Annotated in this window: 1 rRNA gene; it reads left to right on the top strand. The window is 42.5% G+C overall.

The features are described 5' to 3' along the window. Positions 1 to 136: 136 nt before the first annotated feature. A 5S ribosomal RNA gene (gene rrf / locus QQ041_RS21665) occupies positions 137 to 214 on the top strand; the annotation flags it as partial.

Here is a 214-nt window from a genome sequence, read left to right as displayed (position 1 = left end):
ATTGAGCTAACCTGTACTAATTGCCCGTGAGGCTTAACCATACAACACCCAAGGGGTTTTGTGGACTCAAAGACAGACCTTGAATGAGTTTGAAGAGATAGACTTTTAAATACAGTTTTCCGAATTTTAAAATTTGCTTGGCGACCATAGCATTGTGGACCCACCTGATTCCATGCCGAACTCAGAAGTGAAACACAATAGCGCCGATGGTAGT

Source organism: Vibrio sp. TMPB1044 (assembly GCF_030442075.1).
In the GTDB taxonomy this organism is placed as follows: domain Bacteria; phylum Pseudomonadota; class Gammaproteobacteria; order Enterobacterales; family Vibrionaceae; genus Vibrio; species Vibrio satsumensis.
Note: the sequence above shows the minus strand (reverse complement) of the source record. Positions and strands in the feature narration are given on the sequence as shown.